Raw genomic sequence first — 17249 nt, 5'->3', positions numbered from 1 at the left:
GTACGGGCCGCTCCCGTGTCAGCTCGTGACGGCGGCCTGGCGGCGCTCCGCCGCCTGCGCCATCGCGTGCCGGACGACACCGATGAGGACCTCCTTGACCGACTCGCGGTCCCGGGCGTCGCACAGCAGCAGCGGCACGTCCTGGTCGAGGTCGAGGGCCTGGCGGACGTCCTCGGTCGGATAACGGGCCGCTCCCTCGAAGCAGTTGACGCCGACGACGAAGGGTATGGAACGCCGCTCGAAGTAGTCGATCGCGGCGAAGCTGTCCTCCAGGCGGCGGGTGTCGGCGAGGACGACGGCTCCGAGGGCGCCCTCGGAGAGCTCGTCCCACATGAACCAGAACCGCTCCTGGCCGGGTGTGCCGAAGAGGTACAGCACCAGGTCCTCGCGCAGGGTGATGCGCCCGAAGTCCATGGCCACCGTGGTGGTGCGCTTGCCCTCCACGCCGCTGGTGTCGTCGACCGGGCGTCCTGCCTCGGTGAGCAGCTCCTCGGTGCGCAGCGGCCTGATCTCGCTGACCGCGCCCACGAGCGTGGTCTTGCCCACGCCGAAGCCGCCGGCCACGAGGATCTTGAGCGTGACGGGCTCGACCGGGGGCTTTCCGCGCTCAGAACGCCCGAAGATCATTGATCTCTTCTCCTGCTGGATGGGGGTGGGGCGACGGTGGGCCGTAGCCTCCACCGCCGGGGGTTTCGATGACAAGTACGTCGCCGGGACCGACCTCGGCCGCGTCGCTGCCGCCGAGCACGGTGACCGTCCCGTCGGCGCGCTCCACGCGGTTGGCGCCCAGTGCCCCGGGTTCGCCGCCTTCCATGCCGTACGGCGGGACCCGGCGGTGCTGGGACAGCGTGGAGACGGTCATGGGCTCCAGGAAGCGGATGCGGCGCACCGCGCCGTCGCCGCCGCGCCAGCGTCCGGCGCCGCCGCTGCCCTCCCGGACGGCGAACTCGTCGAGCCGGACGGGCAGTCGCCACTCCAGGACCTCGGGGTCGGTGAGCCGCGAGTTGGTCATGTGGGTCTGTACGACGGGCGCGCCCGGGAAGCCGTCGCCCGCGCCGGAGCCGGACGCGACCGTCTCGTAGTACTGGTGGCGGGCGTTGCCGAAGGTCACGTTGTTCATGGTCCCGGAGCCCTCGGCCTGGACGCCGAGCGCCGCGTAGAGGGCACCGGTGATGGCCTGCGAGGTCTCGACGTTGCCGGCGACGACGGCCGCGGGTGGCTCGGGCGCGAGCATCGAGCCGGGCGGCACGATGATCCGAAGGGGCCGCAGGCAGCCGTCGTTGAGGGGGATGTCGTCGTCGACGAGGGTGCGGAAGACGTAGAGGACCGCGGCGTTGACCACCGCGAACGGGGCGTTGAAGTTGCTGTCCAGCTGCGGGGACGTGCCCGTGAAGTCGACGGTCGCGGAGCGGTTCTCGCGGTCCACGCGCACGCGTACCCGGATCATCGCGCCGGAGTCGGTCTCGTAGGCGTACTCGCCGTCGTCGAGGGTGTCGACGACCCGGCGTACCGCTTCCTCGGCGTTGTCCTGGACGTGCCGCATGTAGGCCTGGACGACGTCGAGCCCGAAGGTCTCGATCATGCGTGCGACCTCGTCGACGCCCTTGCGGTTGGCGGCGATCTGGGCCCGCAGGTCGGCGAGGTTGGTCCTCGGGTTGCGGGAGGGGTAGCGCGTCTCCGTGAGCAGGCGGAGCGTCTCCTCCTCGCGGAAGCGGCCCTTCTCGGCGAGGAGCCAGTTGTCGAAGAGGATGCCCTCCTCCTCGATGCTGCGGCTGTCGGCCGGCATGGAGCCCGGGGCGATCCCGCCGATCTCGGCGTGGTGGCCCCGGGAGGCGACGTAGAAGAGGATCTCGCGGTCACTCTCCGTGTCTTCGGGGTCCGACGCGGCGAAGACGGGGGTGATCACCGTGACGTCCGGCAGGTGTGTGCCGCCGTGGTACGGGTCGTTGACGGCGTAGGTGTCGCCCGGCCGCATCGCCGAGACGCGGCGCCGGATGACCTCCTTGACGCTGGTGCCCATCGAGCCCAGGTGGACGGGGATGTGCGGGGCGTTGGCCACCAGGTTTCCGTCCGGGTCGAAGAGCGCGCAGGAGAAGTCGAGGCGCTCCTTGATGTTGACGGACTGGGCCGTGGACTCCAGCCGGGCGCCCATCTGTTCGGCGATGGACATGAAGAGGTTGTTGAAGACCTCGAGAAGAACCGGGTCGACTTTCGTGTCGAGATCGGAACTCTGCGTGACCGCCACGCGTTCCATGACCAGATGCCCGTCGTCTCGCGCCACGGCCTGCCAGCCGTCGTCGACGACGGTGGTGGCGCCGGCCTCGGTGATGATCGCCGGGCCGGTGACGGTCTCGCCGGGAGGCAGGTTCTCGCGGCGGTGGAGGGGTACGTCGCGCCAGGCGCCGCCCGTGTGGAGGCGGACGGTCTCGGGGACGGCGGGGTGGCCTTCGTACGGGGCGAGGGCCGACAGATCGGGGGGTTGAGTGATGCCGGTGGCTTCCACGGAGAGGGCTTCGACGACGATCGGGCGGTCGAGCGTGAAGGAGTACGTGGCGCGATGACGTGCTTCGAAGGCGTCGCGCATCGCGGCGGGTTCGGTCAGCTCGACGGTGAGGGCGGTGTCGGTGCCGTCGTAGCGGAGCTGGGCGCGGCGGGTGATCCGGATACGGTCCTCGGGGATGTCCTCGGCGAGGAGTTCGGCGCGGGCGGCGCTCTCCAGGTCGTCGGCGGTCTTGAGGACGCCGGGCATCGAAGCGGTCTCCAGAGGTGCCTCGACGGACTGTTCGCGCATGGCCGTGGTGTCGGCGAGGCCGATGCCGAGCGCGGAGAGGACCCCGGCCATGGGGGGCACGAGGACGGTGCGCATGCCGAGGGAGTCGGCGACCATGCAGGCGTGCTGGCCGCCGGCGCCACCGAAGGTGGTGAGTGCGTAGCGGGTGACGTCGTGGCCCTTCTGGACGGAGATCCGCTTGACGGCGTTGGCGATGTTGGCGACCGCGATCTGGAGGTAGCCCTCGGCGACCTGTTCGGGGGTGCGGTCGTCGCCGGTCCGTTCGCGGATCTCGCGGGTGAGGGCGGCGAAGCGGTCACGGACGAGTTCCGCGTCCAGGGGTTGGTCGCCGTCGGGGCCGAACACCTGCGGGAAATGGGCGGGTTGGATGCGGCCGAGCATGACGTTGGCGTCGGTGACGGCGAGCGGGCCGCCCGCGCGGTAGCAGGCGGGGCCCGGGTCCGCGCCCGCCGAGTCCGGCCCTACGCGGTAGCGGGCACCGTCGAAATGGAGGACCGAACCGCCGCCGGCGGCGACGGTGTGGATGTCGAGCATGGGCGCACGCAGCCGGACTCCGGCGATCTGGGTGGTGAAGACCCGTTCGTACTCGCCCGCGTAGTGCGAGACATCGGTCGACGTGCCGCCCATGTCGAAGCCGATGACCCGGTCGAAGCCCGCGAGGTGCGACATCCGGGCCATGCCGACGATGCCGCCGGCGGGCCCGGACAGGATGGCGTCCTTGCCGCGGAACTGACCGGCCTCGGTGAGGCCGCCGTTGGACTGCATGAACATCAGCCGCACACCGTCGAGTTCGCCGGCGACCCGCTCGACGTACCGGCGCAGGACGGGCGAGAGGTAGGCGTCGACGACGGCGGTGTCCCCGCGCGGGACGAGCTTCATCAGGGGGCTGGCCTCGCTGGAGAGCGAGATCTGCGGGAATCCGATGCGGGCGGCGAGTTCGCCGACGGCCCGTTCGTGCGCGGGGTGGAGGTGGCTGTGCATGCAGACGACGGCGACCGCGCGGATCCCGTCGTCGTAGGCCTGCTGGAGGGGCTCGGCGAGGGCGTCCAGATCGGGGGCGCGCAGGACGGTGCCGTCGGCGGCGATGCGTTCGTCGACCTCGATCACGCGCTCGTGGAGCAGTTCGGGCAGTTCGATGCGGCGGGCGAAGATGCGGGGCCGGTTCTGGTAGGCGATGCGCAGGGCGTCGCGGAAGCCGCGGGTGATGATCAGGAGGGTGCGTTCGCCCTTGCGCTCCAGCAGGGCGTTGGTGGCGACGGTGGTGCCCATGCGGACGGCCTCCACCGGGTCCCGGGAGCCGTCCAGGAGCTGGGTCACGCCGGTGACGGCCGCGTCGGCGACGGAGGACTCCTCGCTCGGGTGGGACCGGGGCCGGGTCGGGGCCGGGCTGTCGGAGAGCAGCTTGTGGGTGAGCAGCCGGCCGTCCGGGCGGCGCGCGACGATGTCGGTGAAGGTGCCGCCCCGGTCGACCCAGAACTGCCAGCCTGTCGTCACGTCCGTCTCCCCGATCGTGCTGTTCGGCACCGTGTCCGTGGGCCGGCGGCGGGCCGCCCGCGAAGGTCGTCGACGATCAGTCGGATCCTATCGGGAGGGCTGTGCCGGCGCCCGCCCGCTCCGCGCGGGCAGGGCCTTGTCTCACAGCGCCCTGAGGCCGTTGATCACGTCCCGCAGGATGCTCTCGTCCGGGAGCTCCGCGGGCGGCACGGGCCGGTTCACATGCACGAACTCCGCGTCCACGAGGTCACCGATGAGAACGCGCACCACGCCGATGGGCAGGTCGAGTTCGGAGGACAGCTCGGCGACCGACTGCGGGGTCTCGCGGCACAGGTCGACGATGTCCACATGCTCCGGGGACAGCGAGTGGTCGCGTTCCGGGTCGTCCGCCTGGGGCTCCGTGACGACCACCGCGATGAGGTCCAGGCGGTGCTGGGCCGCGCTGGTGGTGCGGCCGCGCGTCATGGCGTACGGACGGACAACCGGTCCGGCCTCGTCGTCGAACCAGTGACTTCTTCCCTGACCGTCAGTGCTCATGTCATCCCACTACCCGCCCTGAGGCAGATCGGTGCGTGGAGCGGAGGCGAGATGTACACCGACTCGCTTGACGAGGAGCGTCATCTCGTAGGCGACCAGGCCGACGTCGGAGTCCGCATCGGAGAGGACGGCGAGGCAGCTGCCGTCGCCGGCGGCGGTCACGAACAGGAAGGCGTCGTCGAGTTCGACGACCGTCTGCCGGACACTGCCCGCCTCGAAGTGCCGGCCCACGCCCTTGGCGAGGCTGTGGAACCCGGAGGCGACGGCGGCCAGGTGCTCGCTGTCCTCCCGGGTCAGGTCCTTGGAGACCCCCGTGGGCAGTCCGTCGCCGGAGAGCACGACGGCCTTGCGGATGCTTGCGACGCGGTCCACCAGTTCGTCCAGGAGCCAGTTGAGCTCGCCGGACTTGGTCGTCGCGGCGTGGCCGGTCGTCTTCGGTGCGGTCATCGACCGTCCCCCTTAGTTCCTCGTGGTGCTGTGCCGCTGTGGGCGTCCTCGCCCGCGGCGTTCTCGTCACGGCCGCGCTGCCAGCCACGCTGGAGCGACGCCATGCGGCTGCGTACTTGGTCGGCGTCCCGCTCCTCGAACCCGGCTTCCGGGTCGGTGGTGCGACGCTCGGGGCTCTGCTTGAGCTGCGGAGCCAGGTTGGCCTGCCGGACACGCCGGGGCAGCGGGGTCGTGCCGGAGGCGTCCTGCCGCGGATCGGGATCGCCGGCCCGCCCTGGCTCGGGGGCGGTGCCGCCGGCGAGCGGCGTTCCGGGGCCTGCGCCGGGCTGGGTCTCGGAGCTGCCGGTCAGGCGCGTGGCGTCGCCCGAGCCGCCGCTGGACGCGATTTCGGCGCGCCGGGTGCGGCGGGGAAGCGCGGAGGCCCCGGGTGCCGGGGTTTCCTGCTCGTCGCGGCGGTCGGCGACGCCGGTGGTGCGGCGCTGCGGGCCCGTGGCTCGCCTACGGGCGGGGAGCGGGGGTGGTGTGGCGGAGCGCGGCCGGTTCGCGCCGCGTACGGGCTCCTCGTCCGGGTCCGGGCGCCGCGCGGGCTGCTCGGTCACCGGGCGGCCGTGCGAGCTGACCAGCTTGGGTGTGCGCCGCTGGGGCAGGGGCACCGGGGCGCTCAGGTCGTCGTCGCCGTCGGTGTGCCGCTCGAAGAGGTCGGGGGTCTCGCGGGATGCTCCGTCGGCGGTGTCCTCGGTGCGGACGAGGCCGCGCCGGGGGCGGAACAGGCCGCCGCGTTCGCTGTCCTCGTCGTCGAGGGCGCCCGGGAAGTCGTCGATGGCGTCGAGGTCCACGGGGGCTTCCAGCTCGACGGGGCCGTCCAGGAGCGCCGCCGGGAGGCCCGGCAACTGCCCGGGGACGTGGGCGAGTTCGGCCCGGCGGGCCTCCTCCAGCTCGGCCTCCTTGGAGGGCTGGGGGCGGTCGAGGCGGAAGCCGATGCCGTTGGTGTCCGGGACGTCGTCCGTCAGCAGGGTGTTGGGGATGAAAACGACGGCCGTCGTGCCGCCGTACGGCGAAGGCTGGAGGGAGACCCGGACGTTCTGCCGCTGGGCGAGCCGGCTGACCACGAACAGGCCGAGCCGGTCGGTGTCGGACAGTTCGAACTCCGGTGTCTCGGCGAGCCGGAGGTTGGCGTCCAGCAGGGCGTCGGCCGCCATGCCGAGACCACGGTCGTGGATCTCCAGGGTGAAGCCGTTGGCGACCCGCTCGCCCAGGACCTGGACGGCGGTGTGCGGCGGGGAGAACACCGTGGCGTTCTCCAGGAGTTCGGCGACGAGATGGGTGAGGTCGGCGACGGCCGGGCCGGTGACCGCGACCCTGGGCAGCCGGCGGACCTCGATGCGCTCGTAGTCCTCGACCTCGGCGACGGCGGCCCGGACGACGTCCATGAGCTGGACGGGCTTGCGCCACTGCCGGGAGGGGGCGGCCCCGGAGAGGATCACCAGGCCCTCGGCGTGCCGGCGCATACGGGTGGTGAGGTGGTCGAGGCGGAACAGGTCGGCGAGTTCGTCGGTGTCCTCGGTGCGGCGCTCCATGGTGTCGAGCAGGGTGAGCTGCTTGTGCAGGAGCACCTGGCTGCGGCGAGCGAGGTTGACGAAGACCTCGGCGACCCCGGCGCGCAGTTCGGCCTGTTTGACGGCGGCCTCGACGGCCGCCCGCTGCAGGGTGTTGAGGGCTTGGCCGACCTCGCCGATCTCGTTCTTGTCGTACTCCAGACGCGGGACCTCGGTCTCCACGTCGACCTGCTCACCGGCGGAGAGCCGGCGCATGACGCTGGGCAGTCGCACGCCGGACGCCTCGTGGGCCTCCAGGCGCAGCTGGCGCAGGTCGCGGATGAGGCCGCGGCCGACGCGCACGGAGAGGAAGATCGAGAAGAGCAGGGCGAGCAGGCCGAGCACGCCGGCGACGGCGGCCTTGACGATGACGCCCACCGCGAGCGGCTCCACGCGGTCCTGGTAGCGGTCGCCCGCCTGGTCGTCGAGGGTGGCGAGCCCGTCGAGCACACCGGCCGCGGCGGCGTCCCAGCTCTTGGCGGTCAGGGCGCTGGGCGGGCCGGGTTCGGAGTTGTTGACGGTCCGCTCGGCGGAGCGCAGGGACGCGGTGGAGGCGTTCTTCCAGAACCTGTCGTAGCGCTCGCGTTCGGAAGCGGGCAGCACCGGCAGGCTGATGTCGTACAGCATGTCGCGCTGCGCGATGAGGTCGGAGACGTCCCGGATCTCCTCGCGGGTGAGTCTGCCGACCACGAGCGCCGATCCGAGCAGGGCGTCCTCGCGGGAGAGCAGTTCGCGGGCGCGGGCGACGTTGACCAAGGCGCGCGCCTGCTTGTCCATCTCCACGTTGTTTTCCACCCCGTCGAGGGAGGCCAGGAGGGCGTAGCAGGGGTCCACGAGCCCGTTGTAGCGACCGAGGGCCTGGGCCCGGGTCACCGTGCCCTCCTCGACGCTGCGACGCAGGGAGCCGACGCTGTCGAGCGCGTCCAGCACGGTGGTCAGGAGTTCGTCGTCATCCGCGTCGAGTCCGTCGCGGACGTCGGGGTTCTGCGCGCTCTTGCGGAACTTGGCGATGGCGTCGTCGGAGGCACCGCGGGCGGTGCGCAGCGCGGAGAGCGCGTCCGACGCCCGCGGGTCGGCGAGATAGACGAGGGTCTGGCGCCGTTCCTGCTGGAGGATGCGGACCGTGTCCTCGGTGGGGTAGCCGATGTCCTCAACGGCTCTCGACACCTGGAAGAGCTGGGTGACCGCACGTCCCGTGAGTACCGTGGCGAAGCCCCAGACCGCGGCCAGGGACACCAGCGGCACGAGAAGCAGCGCCACGATCTTCCGGCGGATCGACTTCCCGCGAAAGCGCATGGCCTCCCCCAGCTGGTCCCCCGCCGGCCGGGGGTACACATGTGCGTCAACAAACGCCGCGAGCCTACTACCGACGCACAGTTAACTCGAAGACCCTTCCGGAGGGCGAACTTCCGCACCGGTGGCGCGAGATGGGGAGTTGTCCGGGCATTGCGGGAGATTGCCTCCCGCAAGCGCAGGACGACGACCCGCACGGATTCGGCCGACAGAGGTGGGCAGTTGGCCAGAATTTTTCGTTCCTTGGGAATCTTCGGGCCAGGTTGTTCGTCCTTCTCTTCAGGAAATGGGTGCGGAATCGGCCACACGAGCCGCATCCCGCAACCGGGCGGCGTAAAACAGCGCAAGCCGGGCAGCCACTGGGGAGCCGTGTGTTCGAGCACGGGTAAGCGGTCTGCTGGCGGTGGGGAGTGACACCTTGATGGGCACGGCGGAGCGGCAAGAGGCGCCCACGGCGGGCGAAGCGGCGCACCTGACGGCGCGGCGCGACCCCGAGGCACCGAATCGCGACATTCCGACGGACGACGGCGCAGCCGGGCCCGGCGCACAGGCCGCAGTGCGGGAACCGGCTCAGGAACAGCCGTACTACCGCCCGTTGTGGGTCGAGGAGCCGGCACGGCGGCGTCGCATGCCCGATCCGGTGCGTACGGCGGCGGTGCGGGCGGTGCTGATCATCGCGGTGACGCTGGTCCAGGCGGTAGTGGCGTTCCTGTGCACGCTGGCCGGGTCGTGGCTGGCGTTCCCGATGGTCCTCAGCAGCGTGGCGAGCACGGTGGTGGCGACATGGGGCGCCCTCGACGTCTGGGTAACCCGCCAGGTCTGGAACCAGCGCAACGGCGTGGTGTCGACGCCGAGCAGCACCGCGCGTGCCCTGCGGCGCGAGCGGCGCAAGGCACGGCGGCAGGCCAGGGCGGCCGAGCGGGCGCAGGAGCGGATACGCCGGCGCAGCGGGGCGGGCCAGCTGTCCCACCCCTGAACCCCGGCCAGGGCTTGACCGACCCCGGGCTGAGCCGCGCCGGCCCCGTCAAGGCGCCGACCCTGACCAAGGCGCTGACCCCGGTCAGACGACGTCTGACATGCCGTTACGACGCGCTCGGTGCCGGCCGCTTGAACATCCGCGTGGCCGTGATCTCGCTGTGCACCGCTTCCTCGGCCTGCGGCTGCTGCGGCAACCCCGGACGAAGGTGTTCCTCCACGCTGATGTACTTCAGCCCGGCCCTGAGGTCGGCGTCGTTGCGCAGCCGGATGACCAGCGGGAACTCGGCGAGGGCCGTCGTGTCGAACAGGCCCGTGGTGTAAAGGAGTTGGACACCGAGGGCATCCGAGACGGCGCGCTGGAGCTCCAGCAGATACGTGGCGTTGGCGCGCCCGATGGGGTTGTCGAGGAACAGCGTGCCCGCGTGCCGGTGCTTGTCGCGGCCCCGGTCGTTGGAGCGCAGCGCGGCCATCGTGCAGTACAGGGCGATGGCCGCGGTGAGCAGCTGGCCGCCCGAGAACACGTCGCCCATCTGCCCCACCGGCACCCGCTCGGCGCGCAGCACCGCGTCCGGCTTGAGGATCTCCACCGCGACGCCCTTGGGCTGAAGGGCCGCGCCGACGCCTCTCAGCAGCAGGGACATACCGTCGCGCCGCAGGTCGGAGTTCTTCTTCACGGCCGCGCGGGTCGCCTCGTCGATGACCTTACCCAGCCGCTCGGTCAACGTGGCCTGGTCGGGCTCCTCGAAGCGGATACGCAGGAACTCCTGCCCGGACCACTCGCCGAGCCCCTCGGGCAGCCGGGACAGCCGCTGGGCGGACCTCAGGGTCGCCAGCGCCGACTCCACGAGCCCGCGCAGCCGGTCCACGATCGAGTCCCGGTTCCGCTCCAGCTGCGCCAACTCGTCGGTGAGGACGCGGAGTCGGGGGGCGAAGGCGTCCGCCCACTTCTGCGCGTGCTCCGGCAGCGCGGAGGCGGGCAGTTCGCGGATCTGCTGGCGGGCGGGGGTGCGGACCTGCTCGTAGCGGGTGGAGTTGGCGTGCCGGACCAGGACGTCGCTCGCCTCGCGCACGGCGGCCTCGGCGGCGGACAGGTCCGCCGCGCAGCCGCGCAGCGACCGGCGGGCTTCGGCGGCGGCCTGCCGGGCCTCCTCAGGGCTGCCGGGGTAGGCCTCGGTGTCCTCGGGCTCGTCCTCCGAGGCGTGTTCGCGCAGCAGGTCGCGGAGCATCGCGGCGATCTCGTCGAAACCGCCGGCCGCGTCCTCGGCGGCCCGATGGGAGTCCAGCAGCTCGGCGTGTGCTTCCCGGGCCTGCGTCAACGCCTCGGTGCGGGAGGCCAGTTCGGCGGTCGCCGTGCGCAGCAGGGCCTGTGCGTGGTCGGCGTCGCGCGGCTGGAGCTCCTCCGCCAGTTCGGTGTGCGCCTCGCCGTCCTCGGGCGCGTGCCGTTCGGCTTCGCCGCGCAGTCGGCCGAGTTGCTCGCTCGCGCTGGACATCCGCGTCTCCAGGAGCTGGACCAGCTCCTCGGCGCGGGCCGCGGCGGCCTGCCGGGACGGCCCGTCGGACCCGTCGGGCGACTGGAGCAGCGCCTCGGCGCGGGTGCGGACCTTGTTGCTCAGCCGGTCCAGCTCGGCCAGGGAGGCGCTTTCGTCGCTCTCCGCGCGTGCCTGCTCGGCGCGCAGGTCGGCGCCGACCCCGACCTTCTCGTAGAGCTGGGAGGCGGCCCGGTAGGCCTCGCGGAGCGCTGGCAGGGACGCCTTCGGCGCGTCCGTGTCCCCGTCCGGTACGTCGTCCGGGGCGCCGGCGATCTCGGCGCGCTCGGCGCGCAGGGCACGCGCGGTGCGGCGGGCGTCGTCGGCGGCCCGCTGGGCGGCACGCCGGTCCTCGTCGGCGGCGCGGGCCCGCTCCAGGCATGCCTGGGCGCGGGCTTCCGACTCGGTGGCCTCGTCGGCCAGTTCACGGAGCTTGACCTGCCAGCCGGCGCGCTCCCGCAGCCGGAAGGCGAGCCCGGCGAGGGCGTCGGCGGCCCGGCGCGCCTTCTGCGCGGCCTCCTGCCGCTCCTCGCGCACCTGGGTGGCCTCGGCGGCGGCCTCGTCGGCCTCGGCCCGCACGGTCCGCGCCTCGGCCAGCTCGGCCTCGGACTCCTCGGCGAACGCGCGTGCCTCGCGCGCGGCCTCGGCCAGCTCGACGAGCCGGCCGGCCGGGCAGCCGGTGCGCCAGGAGGCGAGCCGCGCCGCCAGCTCCCGGTCCTTGCCGAGCCGTGCGGCGAGGGAGCGGATCTCCTCGTCGCGCTCGGTGGCCCGGGCGCGCAGCGCCTGCCGCTCCTCGTCGGCGGCGTGCTCGTCGTGCATGGCGGGGTTCGGCGGGACGAGGAACACGCCCTCGCTCCCCGAGCCGGACGCCGGAGTCGGGGCGAGGAGGGCGGCCGCGGTGCCGACGGCGACGGCGGAGCGGGGCAGCAGGGCCGCCTCGCTCAGCGCCTCGCGGGCGCGTGCGTGGGTGTCCGGGTCGGTGATGATCACGCCGTCGACCAGCTCGGGCCGGGCGGCCAGCACGCGCGCGTGGTCGGTGGGGTCGACGGCCTGGGCGAGGTAGCGCCAGCCGGGCAGCGCCGGGATGCCGTGCTCACCGAGGAACTCCACGGTCGCCAGCACGTCCGGACCGGGCGGCAGCAGTCCGCCGTCGCCGAGCGCGCCGAGGATGCGGGCGTCGTCGGCGGCCGCGGTGCGCAGATCGAAGAGCTGGCGTTCGGCGGAGGAGACGGCGTCGTCGAGCAGCTCGCGCAGTTCGTCGGCGAAGCGGTCGAGGTCTTCCGGCGTCAGGATGTCCTCGGTGTCACCCTGCTCCGCCGCGCCGCCCTGCGGGGAGCCGTCGGCGCCCGCCCTCGGCACCGGCACGCCCCCGCGCGCCGCGCCGGACGCGCCCGTCAGGCTCAGCAGCTCCGCCAGCCGCGGCTCGGCCGCCAGTGCCTCGGCGAGGCGTCGCTCGGCGTCGTAGGAGCGCTCGGCCGCGGCGGCGGCGTCGGCCGCGCGGGCGGCCGTCAGTTCGGCGCGCGACTCCGCGGCACCCGCCTCGCGCGCGTGCTCGGTGGCCCGGCGGGAAGTCTCCCGGGCGGTGTCCCAGGCGGCGACCGCGGTCTTCTCGGCGTCACTGGCGGCGAGGGCCGCGCGCGCGGGGTCGGCATCGGGGGCGCTGTCGTCGAGCCAGCCGGCCCGGACGGCCTCGGCGGTCTCCTGCTCGACCTCGGTGAGGCGCTGCCGCAGATGCCCGACCTCGCTGCGGGCGCGCTGGGCCTCGGTGGCGGCGGCGGTGGAGTCCCGGTACGCGGACTCGCCGACCTCCTGAAGGGCGGCGGAGCGCTCCTCCTCCTCGTTGGCGAGCGTCTCGGCGCTCTCCGCGGCCGCGTGCAGGGCCCGTACGAGGTCCACGGCGGCCTTGGCGCGGGCGGCCAGCGCCGGGGCCGCGTCCCGCTCGGCCTCCTGGATCGCGGCGGACACGCGCGCGACGCGGTCGGCGGCGGCGCGGTGGCGCAGTACGGCCTCGGCGGCCTGCCAGGCCGAGTGCAGCGTCCGGGCGTCGGCGAGCTCGCGCTTCTGCGCGGCGGCGGACTTCTCGGCCGCGGCAAGCGCCAAGGAGGCGTGCCGGTAGGCGAGTTCGGCGGCGATCAGCGCGCTGCGCTCGCGCGCTCCCTCGGCGTGGGTGACGGCGTAGGCAGCCGCGGTGACCCGCTGGGCGAGGTCGGCGGCGCGCACGCGCTCCTGGGCGCCGCGCGCGGAGAGCCGCCGCGCCAGCGTGCGGGTACGGCGCTCGGCGCCGGCGTGGATGTCACGCGCGCGTGAGCGCGCCTCGGCCGCCTCGACGATCCGGCCGAGCAGATCGACCGACCCGGCCGTGAAGTCCCGTTCCGCCATCAGTTCGGCGCGGCGGCCCAGCTTGTTGCCGAAGCCGCTGACCAGGTCGGCGAGCCCGTCGGTGTCCCGGGTGTCGGTCACGGCCCGCAGCAGCAGGTCGGTGAAGTCGGAGTCCTTCTTGACCGCGAAGAGTCCTGCGGCCTCGCCCTCGTCGGCGTTCATCTCCCGCTGGTAGCGGAAGAGTTCGGGGTCGAGGCCGAGGTCGCCGAGGTGCTCGATCCAGCGGTCGTGGATCTCCTCCCAGTGCACCTCCAGGTGCGGATACGCCTTGCCCGCCTCGGTGATGGCGTCCCGGAAGCCCTTCATGGTGCGCCGGCGGCCCTGCGCGCCGGACGCGCCCTCGACGGGCGGGCGGACGGCCGTGGACTCGGCGACGGGCAGGTTGTCCAGGGAGAGCCCGGGGCCGGGACGGAAGGAGTACCAGGCCTCGGCGAACTTCCGCGGGTCGTTGGAGACCTGCCGCCCCCGCCACTCGCTGACCTTGCCGACGACCACGCACTCACCGGTGAGCGTGTGCTGCCACTCCAGCGCGACATGCCCGCAGTCGTCGGCGAGCAGGAACTTGCGCAGCACACCGGAGCTGGCGCCGCCGAGGGTGTTGCGGTGGCCCGGCAGCATCACCGAGAAGATCAGCTTGAGCAGTACGGACTTGCCGCCGCCGTTCTCCAGGAAGAGCACGCCGGCGGGCGCGGGGCGGCGCGGCGGGCCGGCCGGCTCCTCCTCGAAGAACTCCGCCTGGGTGGGCGCGGGGTCGGGCACGACGTCGCCCACGCCCCGCAGGTCAAGCACGGTGTCGGCGTAGCGCGCACCGGCGGGACCGATGGAGTAGAGGCGGACCCGGGACAGCTCGTACATGGCGGACTCTCGTAAGTCTTCGGCAGGTGGGGGGAGTTCAGGACGAGGACGACGCGTGGAACGGCAGTCCGGCGTCGGCCGCCAGCTCCAGGTCCTCGGTGTTCTCGGCGGGCAGCAGCGTCGGGGTGCCGTCGGTCACGGGGACGACGCCCAGTTCCAGCAGCTCGGCCATGGCGGCGCTGCCGGCCATGTCCCGCACCTGGAGCTGGTAGCGGGCCGTCGTGCGGTACGTGCCGCCGTTGTCGTCGCCGGTGCGCTGGAGGAAGCCGGAGTCGGTGAGGAAGGCGACGGCCTTGCCGATGATGCCGGTGGTGGACCCGGCGAGGCGGCGCGCGTCCTTCGTGGCACCGGTGGCGCTGCGTCTCGCCCAGATCCGCCAGGCGGCCTCCAGGCCGGGCGCCTCGGTGGCGGGGTCGGTGTTCTCGCCCACCTCCTCGGCGCGCTCCTCCAGGCGTCGGCACGCCTGCCGGACGAACGCGTCGACGCCGTTGACACTCACGCGTCCGATGTAGCCGTCGTCGGCGAGGTCCTCGGGCCGCGGGAACGCGAGGGCAGCGACGGCCAGATGGGCCAGGCCGTGCAGGAAGCGGTCGCTGCCGTCGGCGGAGGTCCGGCGTGCGTAGTCGCCCATCCGTACGGCGAACACGGAGTCCTCGGCGGCGGTGACCGCCATCCCCGCGCGGGGGGACACCTCCAGGACGACGAGTCCCAGTCCGGCGGCCACGGCGTCGGCGAGCCGCGCGAACGCCCCGTCCTCCCGGTAGCGCCGCAGCAGTTCGGTGTACTCCTGGTCCCGCGCGGGCTGCAGCTTGGGCTGGAGCCCGAAGGCTACGAGCCGCGCCGCGTCGGCGGCGTCGGCGGGGGTGACGGCGGCGGGGACCGGCGCGGGTCCGGCTTCCGGCTCACTCCACTCGACGTGCTCGGTCACGGTCGGTCTCCTCGATCCACTGTTCGTCGGCCCACTGTTCGTCGGCTCATGCTGCTTCCGTCCTGTCCGCCGCCATCCCCGCCGCGTCCAGCAGGGCCGTGCCCACGATGAGATCCGCCCCGCCGAACTCGGGATCGTCCAGCTCGGCCCCGTCGTCCACGGCGAACAGCAGCTTCTCCTCGCCCTGCCGGTAGGCGGTGCCCACCGCCGGACTGGCCGCGTGCACGGCCAACAGGGCCACGAGATACGGCAGATCGGGGTCCTGACGGCGCGCGTCGGCCAGCAGCCCGGACAGCCGCCGGGGCGCGTCGGCCGGCAGGTCGAGGAGCTCCATGGCCGCCGCCAGCTGCTCCTCGCTGAACCGGCTGTCGTCCGGCGTGGCGATGAGGTCAGGCTCCGGCATCTCCGCGCCGAGGTGCTCGCGCTCCACCGGCGGCGTCAGCAGTATGTCGACGAGGTCGCCCATCCGCACCGACACCGGCGTCCGCAGACCGGTCCCGCGCGCGAAGAACGCGTCGGTGACCTTGACCGCCTGCTCCAGCGGCAGCGGCAGCAGCGGCGAGAACAGATGGCCGTAGAGGTCTGTCCCCGACGTCGTGAGCGGCGTCGCGAAGGCCTGCCGGTCCTGCTCCGCGCGGAACAGCGGGCCGGCCTCCAGCAGGCGGGACTGGAGCTGGGTGTGGCGCCGGATGCAGTCCTTGACGATGTCGACCAGCTCGGCGGCCCGCCGCTTCTGCTCCGGGTCCTCGGATTCGTCGCGCGCCTTGCGGATGTTGGTGAGGATCGCGTTCTCGTGGCGGTAGCGGTCGGCGACGTGGTCGAGGGCTTCGGTGATCATGTCCGGGACGGCGTTCAGCCAGTCCACCGCGCGGACGTTGCGCCGCGTGGCGTCCAGGGCCCTGCGCAGCGTCTCCGAGTACTGCACGGTCCGGTACCGGGCCTGCTCGGCGGCCAGCTGGGCGTCGGCGAGACGACCGCGGCTGATCAGCACCTCCAGCTTGACCTCGGCGGCGATCTGGGCGCTGGTGACGTCGGTGTCGAGCGCTCCGACGAGGACGTTGACCGCCTCGTCCGTCGTGCGGAGGTACACCGAGCCGCCGGGGCCGGGCACCTCCTCGATCAGCTTGAAGTCGTAGTCGCGGCGCACATAGGTGCCGTCCGGCGCGAAGGTGCCGTACACGGCACGGAAGCCGCGGTCGACGCTGCCGACGTTGATCAGGTTCTCCAGGACCCAGCGGGCCACGCGCTCGTGCTCGGCGACGGGCCGCTGGGGGGCCTGCGCGGCGATGCGCGGGATGAGGCGGGCGACGATCTGGTCGTGGTCGGCGCCGGTGTCGAAGTCCATGTTCAGGGTGACCAGATCGATGGCGGCGAGGGCGACCTCCGCCATGCCGTACACCGAGTACTCACCCGCGAGGTTCGCCTTGCGGGCGTCCAGGTCGTGCAACGGCGCGGTGCACGCGAGCGCGCGCAGCCGCCGCGCCAGTCCCTCGTCGGCGGCCGGGCCCGGAGCGGGACGGGACGCTGCGCTGAGCTGGGGCGGAACACTGTCCGTCGGTGCAGGCGAAGTCACGGTGCACAGACTAGGTCCTCGGTCTGACAACGACTAAAACGACGCAGAACAGACCCCTGGCGACCGGCGCGATCCCGACGCTAGTCGTCCTCTCCCACCCGGCGCCGGTACACCTCGACCACTCGCTCCAGCGAGTCGTCCAGGTAGACCGCGAGCAGTTTCTCGGCCTCGGCCCTGTCGCCCGCTTCCAGGGCCCGGAGGATCTGCTGGTTCCGCGCCAGGTACGGCTCGTGCAGCCGACGCGGGTCGTCGACCACGTGGAAGGCGAGCCGGAGCTCGGCGAAGACGCTGCGCATGAGTTCGTCGGTGCGCTCGCTGGCGGCGAGGGCGACCAGTTCCCGGTGGAAGTGGATGTTGGCCGTACCCAACCCTTTCCAGTCACCTTCGCGCACCGCCCGCAGGCCCTCCTCGACGGCCTCGGCGGGCCCGTCGAGCGCGTACGGAGGCTCGCCCAGCCCCCGCACCACCGCGCACTCCACCAGCCGTCGGGTGCGGTAGATGTCCTCCACGTCCTCCACCGTCAGGACCCGCACGAACACCCCCCGGTTCAGCTCGTGGACGAGCAGGCGCTCGTGGGTGAGCAGCCGGAACGACTCGCGCAGGGTGTTGCGGGAGACCCCGAGGGCGCCGCCGATGCTGTCCTCCGACAGCCGGGTGCCGGGTGGGAAATAGCCCTCGGCGATGCGGCTCCTGAGGATGTCCGAGACGCGCTCCGCCGTGCTGGTGCGGCCCAGGAGGGCACGGTCGTCGGCCAGTCCGCTCAGCTGCTCTGCCATGCCCGGAATTCAACCGCAGTCACGAGAACGAAACAACAGGGGTATTGAAGGATCGTTCAACGATCCTCTACCTTGCT

The 17249-nt window shown here is 72.8% G+C and carries 10 protein-coding genes; 1 reads left to right on the top strand and 9 read right to left on the bottom strand.

The annotated features are described in order from the left end of the window. Window positions 1–18: 18 nt before the first annotated feature. The 5 genes from ACFUO4_RS43750 to ACFUO4_RS43730 form a co-directional block, all read right to left on the bottom strand. The gene (locus tag ACFUO4_RS43750; RefSeq protein ID WP_383496325.1) at window positions 19–627 is read right to left on the bottom strand and encodes an ATP/GTP-binding protein; all 609 of its coding nucleotides are present in this window, start codon (window positions 625–627) and stop codon (window positions 19–21) included. Then, entirely contained in the window at window positions 608–4285 is a 3678-nt protein-coding gene (locus tag ACFUO4_RS43745; RefSeq protein WP_383496322.1) for a hydantoinase B/oxoprolinase family protein, read from the bottom strand. Before ACFUO4_RS43745 ends, ACFUO4_RS43750 begins: the two co-directional genes overlap by 20 nt. Before the next feature lie 141 nt (window positions 4286–4426). Further along, window positions 4427–4822 carry a DUF742 domain-containing protein gene (locus tag ACFUO4_RS43740; RefSeq protein ID WP_126270675.1) on the bottom strand — a complete coding sequence of 132 codons (396 nt, stop codon included), beginning with the start codon at window positions 4820–4822 and terminating at the stop codon, window positions 4427–4429. 9 nt (window positions 4823–4831) lie between these two features. After that, the gene (locus tag ACFUO4_RS43735) at window positions 4832–5269 is read right to left on the bottom strand and encodes a roadblock/LC7 domain-containing protein (protein WP_383496318.1); all 438 of its coding nucleotides are present in this window, start codon (window positions 5267–5269) and stop codon (window positions 4832–4834) included. Next, window positions 5266–8160, bottom strand: coding sequence for a nitrate- and nitrite sensing domain-containing protein (locus ACFUO4_RS43730; RefSeq protein ID WP_383496315.1), 2895 nt, complete (start codon window positions 8158–8160; stop codon window positions 5266–5268). Before ACFUO4_RS43730 ends, ACFUO4_RS43735 begins: the two co-directional genes overlap by 4 nt. A 418-nt stretch (window positions 8161–8578) precedes the next feature. Here ACFUO4_RS43730 and ACFUO4_RS43725 point away from each other — a divergent pair, with 418 nt between their 5' ends. Beyond that, on the top strand, window positions 8579–9133 hold the full coding sequence (locus ACFUO4_RS43725) for a hypothetical protein (RefSeq protein WP_383496312.1): 555 nt from the start codon (window positions 8579–8581) through the stop codon (window positions 9131–9133). Window positions 9134–9239: 106 nt separating this feature from the next. Here the strand turns inward: ACFUO4_RS43725 and ACFUO4_RS43720 are convergent, their stop codons facing one another. From ACFUO4_RS43720 to ACFUO4_RS43705, 4 genes are all read right to left on the bottom strand, one after another. Further along, window positions 9240–13895 carry a hypothetical protein gene (locus ACFUO4_RS43720; RefSeq protein WP_383496309.1) on the bottom strand — a complete coding sequence of 1552 codons (4656 nt, stop codon included), beginning with the start codon at window positions 13893–13895 and terminating at the stop codon, window positions 9240–9242. A gap of 37 nt (window positions 13896–13932) precedes the next feature. Next, on the bottom strand, window positions 13933–14823 hold the full coding sequence (locus tag ACFUO4_RS43715; RefSeq protein ID WP_194082250.1) for a hypothetical protein: 891 nt from the start codon (window positions 14821–14823) through the stop codon (window positions 13933–13935). A 46-nt stretch (window positions 14824–14869) separates the two neighbouring features. Next, the gene (locus tag ACFUO4_RS43710; RefSeq protein WP_383496306.1) at window positions 14870–16396 is read right to left on the bottom strand and encodes a hypothetical protein; all 1527 of its coding nucleotides are present in this window, start codon (window positions 16394–16396) and stop codon (window positions 14870–14872) included. Window positions 16397–16476: 80 nt separating this feature from the next. Beyond that, entirely contained in the window at window positions 16477–17172 is a 696-nt protein-coding gene (locus tag ACFUO4_RS43705; RefSeq protein ID WP_383496303.1) for a GntR family transcriptional regulator, read from the bottom strand. Window positions 17173–17249: the final 77 nt, after the last annotated feature.

This window comes from Streptomyces sp. NPDC057280 (assembly GCF_042668605.1).
Lineage (GTDB): Bacteria > Actinomycetota > Actinomycetes > Streptomycetales > Streptomycetaceae > Streptomyces.
The sequence above is the reverse complement of the archived record's forward strand: the minus strand, read 5'-3'. Positions and strand labels throughout refer to the sequence as shown.